The organism is Nocardia sp. NPDC058497, from assembly GCF_042720195.1.
Taxonomy (GTDB): Bacteria; Actinomycetota; Actinomycetes; order Mycobacteriales; family Mycobacteriaceae; genus Nocardia.
Window position 1 is genome coordinate 4,483 of sequence record NZ_JBHXMY010000208.1, and the last position, 4,941, is coordinate 9,423.

General features: G+C 69.3%; 6 protein-coding genes and 1 pseudogene. 4 read left to right on the plus strand and 3 right to left on the minus strand.

Features of this window, described 5'->3' with window-relative positions:
- Positions 1–283, plus strand: a 283-nt coding sequence (locus ACFWPJ_RS16045) for an HAD family acid phosphatase (RefSeq protein WP_378851944.1), incomplete at its 5' end; no start/stop codon positions are given.
- A 168-nt stretch (positions 284–451) separates the two neighbouring features.
- On the opposite strand, the gene ACFWPJ_RS16050 is transcribed toward ACFWPJ_RS16045, so the two are convergent.
- Positions 452–631 carry a hypothetical protein gene (locus ACFWPJ_RS16050; RefSeq protein WP_378851946.1) on the minus strand — a complete coding sequence of 60 codons (180 nt, stop codon included), beginning with the start codon at positions 629–631 and terminating at the stop codon, positions 452–454.
- A 301-nt stretch (positions 632–932) separates the two neighbouring features.
- Positions 933–1,844, minus strand: a complete 912-nt coding sequence (locus ACFWPJ_RS16055; RefSeq protein WP_378851948.1) for an NmrA family NAD(P)-binding protein — start codon at positions 1,842–1,844, stop codon at positions 933–935.
- Positions 1,845–1,956: 112 nt separating this feature from the next.
- On the opposite strand from ACFWPJ_RS16055, the gene ACFWPJ_RS16060 reads away from it, so the two are divergent.
- Entirely contained in the window at positions 1,957–2,736 is a 780-nt protein-coding gene (locus ACFWPJ_RS16060; RefSeq protein WP_378851950.1) for a TetR/AcrR family transcriptional regulator, read from the plus strand.
- Positions 2,737–2,837: 101 nt separating this feature from the next.
- Positions 2,838–3,374 (plus strand): hypothetical protein, encoded by a 537-nt coding sequence (locus tag ACFWPJ_RS16065; protein ID WP_378851952.1) that lies wholly within the window; start codon positions 2,838–2,840, stop codon positions 3,372–3,374.
- A 454-nt stretch (positions 3,375–3,828) separates the two neighbouring features.
- Here ACFWPJ_RS16065 and ACFWPJ_RS16070 read toward each other — a convergent pair whose 3' ends face one another.
- Entirely contained in the window at positions 3,829–4,218 is a 390-nt protein-coding gene (locus ACFWPJ_RS16070; RefSeq protein WP_019048221.1) for a DUF2237 family protein, read from the minus strand.
- A gap of 155 nt (positions 4,219–4,373) precedes the next feature.
- On the opposite strand from ACFWPJ_RS16070, the pseudogene ACFWPJ_RS16075 reads away from it, so the two are divergent.
- Positions 4,374–4,941, plus strand: a pseudogene (locus ACFWPJ_RS16075) (signal recognition particle-docking protein FtsY); the annotation flags it as partial.

Genomic DNA, 4,941 nt, shown 5'->3' on the forward strand with positions numbered 1-4,941 from the left:
CCTTATATTCTCCCACACGCGCAGGCCCCCCCTCGACACCGAAAACTCCCGGGCTACCCTGACGTGGCGCGGAAACCCGGTCCACGGCCTGAAGGGCAGCCCCCCGACCACGCTGTCGGCGGGCAACGCCGGTCTGGCCGAGTACAAGACCGCGAGCCGGGCCGATATCGAGAGCAAGGGATACACGATCGTCGCCAATATCGGCAACAGCCCGACGGACCTGTCGGGCGGGCATGCCGAACGCACCTTCAAGTTCCCTGACTACAACGGCGCACTGAACTGAGCTGCGGGGTGGGGTCCACCGGCGCCGGGTAGACCAGGATCCGCGCGGCGCCGGGGGTGCACCGACCCCGGCGCCACGCGCGTACAGCATGACCCCGCGCTGCCGCGTCTGCGCCCTCACCGAACGCCCGAAGCGCATGTGGCCCGAACTCACCTGAGCGCGAGATCGTCACTCGTGGCGCCTGCTGTGCTCGGCCGGAGCAGAGTCACCGGGTGTGGTCGCCACCAGGATCGCCGCGACTCCGATGGACAGTGCCGCGATCATGGCGGTCGCGGGCCAGCCGAACCACGCGACCGCGGCTGCCCCGAAGGCGGTGCCGAGGCTGCCGCCCACGAAGTACACCAGCATGTAGACGCTGTTGAAGCGGGCCCGCCGCGGCCAGCGACATGAACAGCACGACGGAGCCACGCAGCGCGGTGCCGGTGGGCATTGTGGCGACAGATTCAGCATTCACAACGACCGACGGTAAGAAGCGGACTTACCGGTCGCTGGCGGGATATCGACACCACCGTCACTGCCCGCTGACCGGGTCGTGCGGTGCGGCGCGAGGCCCGGCGGATCGTCCGGTGGACCTGCCCGGTACATCGGGATCGTCCAGCGGGGCCGCCCGGCACACCGGCGCGACACGATCGGCGGGTCGGATCGGAGGTCAGGCGACCGGTGCCGACTCGTCGAGGCGGGCCAGGATCTTCTCGGCTCCGCCACGGGTCAGCCACTCGGGCAGGCTCGTGAGCTGCGGATACAGCTGTCGCAGGGTGGGCAGGTCGGCGTGCCAGCCGCCGGTCTCGCGGATCAGGCGCCAGGTATTGCCGAGCTGCGGGCCGATCGCCTCGGCCTCTGCTTCGGTGACCTCGCGGTAGTGGATCGAGCGGCCGGTGGCCGCGCTGATGGCGGCCGCGGCGTCGACGGGGGTGATCGCGTCGCTTGCCAGTTCCAGGGCGCGGCCATGCCAGCCGTCGGGGTCGGTGAAGGCGAGGGCGGCGAACGCGCCGATGTCGTCGAGGGCGATCATCTGCAGTGGCCGGTCGGCCGGGAACAGGTGCGGGTGCTCGCCGCCCACGCGGACCCCGTCGACGGGGGAGCCCTGCAACAGGTAGTTCTCCATGAAGCGCACCGGGCGAAGCAGCGTATAGCGCAGGCCCGAGGCGGCGATCGCGTCCTCGATCTGCCGCTTGCCCTCCTGACCCCACGAGTCGGCCGCGCCCATGGTGGCGATGCCGGAGAAGACGATCTGCTCGACGCCTGCCGCGCGGGCCGCGTCGACCATCGCGACGCCACGCTGCGCCTCCAGGCCTGCTGTCCAGCCGCTGGGTCCGTAATCGGCTGGGGGAATCAGGAATACGGCACGTGCGCCGGTCGCCGCCGCACGCAGCGAGGCAGGGTCGTCGAAATCGCCTGTCGCCAGGTCGGCGCCCGCGTCGGCCAGGGCGCGGGCCGTCGGAGCGGCAGGGTCGCGGACGAGGGCGCGTACCGCGTGGCCGTGGGCGAGCAGCTTCCTGGCGGTGACGCCGCCCTGTTTGCCGGTTGAACCGGTGACCAGAACGGGATGTGCTGATGACATTGCGGATGAACTCCGTTTCGTTCCCTACAATCGGGTCGGGCGACCCGTATTCCGGACGGTACGGGCGGTTCGACCCGGTTGGCCAGGTGTCGCGCAGGGAAGGCGTAACGAAATGACCGTCGACAATGGCGTGGAGCCAGCGATCAGAGCGGATGCCCGGCGCAACCGCGCCCTCGTCCTCGCCGCCGCTCAGCGTGCGCTGGCCGAGCGGGGGACCACCGTCTCACTGGCCGAGATCGCCCGCCGCGCCGGGGTCGGGGCGGGCACCGTCCACCGGCATTTCCCCACGAAAACCGATCTTCTGGAAGCGGTGATGCAACAGCGGGTCGACCGCCTGGCGGCGCTGGCCGCCGACCATCTCACCGACCCCGACCCTGGTGCTGCGTTCTTCGCCCTCTGCACCCATGTCATCACCACGACGCCCGGCAACAAAGACCTCTGCGACCTGGTGCAATCCGACGACGGCTGGCCGCGCGCCCTCCTGCGCGGCGCGGGCAACCGCTTCCACCGCGCCCTCGGCGCACTGCTCACCGCCGCCCAACGTCAGGGCGCGGTCCGCCCCGATGTCGCCGTCACCGACGTCCTCGACATCTTCACCGGATGCGTGGCGATCCAACGACATCGGCGCGCCGACGACCCCTTGGCTCCGGCCGTCGTCCTCATCCTCGACGCGTTGCGAACCCGTCCGTCATCCGTAACGGAACCCGGAAAGGCCGACCGCGACGAAACCCATCGACGTGACGAAACCTCGCCACCGCTGTGCCCCATCTGCGCCGGATCCGTCCACCGATCCGCCACCGGCAGACGCGCCCGCTACTGCTCCCCTGCCTGCCGCCAAAAGGCCCACCGCCGGCGCCAAACGGATGGGTCCCGTGCTGTCAATGTGAAATAAATCACAAAAGTTGCCGCTAAGGTGAGATGGCTATTACTAATAGCCCGGTTGGCGTTCGATTGGTCCGGGTCGGGGGGCAAAAGGTCGAGAGGGAGTACTGAATGTTCAAGCGCTCAACTCGCAATATTCTTCTCGGTGCACTGCCGGTGGTTGTGGCGGTCACCTTCGCTGGAAGTGGTGTCGCGTCGGCGGATGCCTACGCAGACCAGCAGGCTCAGCCGGCCACCGCGATGGCCGTCCAGGGTGACAGCTACGAGACCGCCATCGCCGAGTTTTCGTTCGGATCCGCCACCCCGGCGGGCGCAGCGATCTCGCAGGACGCCGAGCTTTCCGGCGAAGGCCCTGCCTCGGAGGTGGCCGCTCCCGTGGTTTCGGATGTGATCGAGACCCAGCTGCAGGACGTCGCGACCGATCCGAAGGCCGAGAACTCCGACCCGGTGATCAACGGTGCTTTCGCTGGTGCCGGTATCGGTGCGCTCGCCACCCTGGTCAACTGCATCCCGTCCGTGATCGTGTTGGGCGTGGGCTACCCGATCTGCCTCATCCTCGGCACACTCCCCCATGCGCTCGTCGGTGCCATCATCGGTGGCTTCGTGGGCCACGTGAACCCCGAGGTCATTCCGCAGGTCCTGCCTTGAGAGGGCGGGTCGGCAGGTAACTGCCCCCGGCTCGGGACTCCCGGTGCTGCTGCGGTGAAAAACGCAGTCGCGCCGGGAGTCTCGCTATTTGTCGGGGATCAAGTCCGAGCGCGTCTGACCATCGACGACACGCTGCCCGAGGGGATCCTTCCGCCACACCCCGCCGATACCGCCAGCGGCCCACCGACGCGTCACCGGTTCCTGACCGGCGACGCCGACCTGACAGTTGCCGGCTGACCGGCGCCCCGTGTCATCCATCCCGCCATCAAATGCCTGGCGTCCACCGACAACGTTCGACCTTGCCGATGATAGTGAATGACGTCATCAGGCGATCGAGATGGACCTCACCGTATTCGCAGCTCAGACGCCGATGAAGGCAACCGCGCCAACGCTGTCCACGCTTGACAACAGCGCCGATCGCAAGCTGGGTCGATAGGGGAGCTGTCGGGGACCCCTACAGCAGGTCGCTGACGTCGTCCGGGACGTCTACGGCGTATTTGCGCAGGATGTCCATGGAGATGACCTCCAGGGCGTTCTCGTGTGTCGCGGCCAGCACCACGGGTGCGGCGACCCCGTCCTCGTGCGCGTGCAACCAGCGCACCGCCACCACACACCAGCGGTCGCCCGGCTGCAAGCCGGGGAAGTTGTTCTCCGGGCGCGGAGTACTGAGGTCGTTGCCGATGGATGCCTGATGCTCCAGGAATTCCGCCGTCACGACGGTGCACACGGTGTGGCTGCCGAGATCCTCCGGACCGGTGCTGCAGCAGCCGTCCCGGTAGAAGCCCGTGAGAGGATCGGTGCCGCACTCTTCCAGCGGCCCCCCAAGCACGTTTCGATCGGTCACGCCGCCGATCCTATGGGGCGAGCGCCAGAAGTTCCGCAGGACAACGAATCTGTAGTGTTTCCCCGGCGCGCCGACGGGCCCTTTCCCCAGCTACCGACCCGCCGCGCCGACGCCGCCGACGTGGGACGACCAGCCGCCCGAATAGACTCGGCCGGGTGAGTTCGCAAGCGTGGATCCTGATCGCCGCGATCGCCGCCGTGCTGTTGGTGGCGCTCGTCGCGGGTTTCGTCCTGTACAAGAGGCGCCAGATCACCCTGGCACCGCCCGAGCCGGACAAGGAGTTGACGGACAAGTCCGGTGGCTATACGGCCTCCGGGGGATTCAACTTCAAACAGGGCGGGCCGGCGACCACGCTGCCGCGCCCCGAACCGGCGCCCGAGCGGACCGATACCGAGGGGCAGCCGCACGTCGGTGACGATGCCGCCGTCCCGCGCGACGCGCCGCGACGCAGCATCACCGATGTCCCGCTGCCCGAGACCGACGTGCAGGTCACCGAGGACGTGGTGGTCCCCGACGACCTCAGCACCCTCGACACCACCCCGCCGGTCACCACCGCCCCGCCCACCGAGATCACACCCGCCGACACCGCCCCGGTCGAGGGGGGGGCGGGAACGAACGCCGCGCGGCCGGGACCCCGCGCCCCCCCCACGCCCCCCCCCACCCCGCGCCCCCCGCGGGCAGCCCGCGCGCCGCCCCCCGCGCGCTCAGAGACCCCGCCCCGCG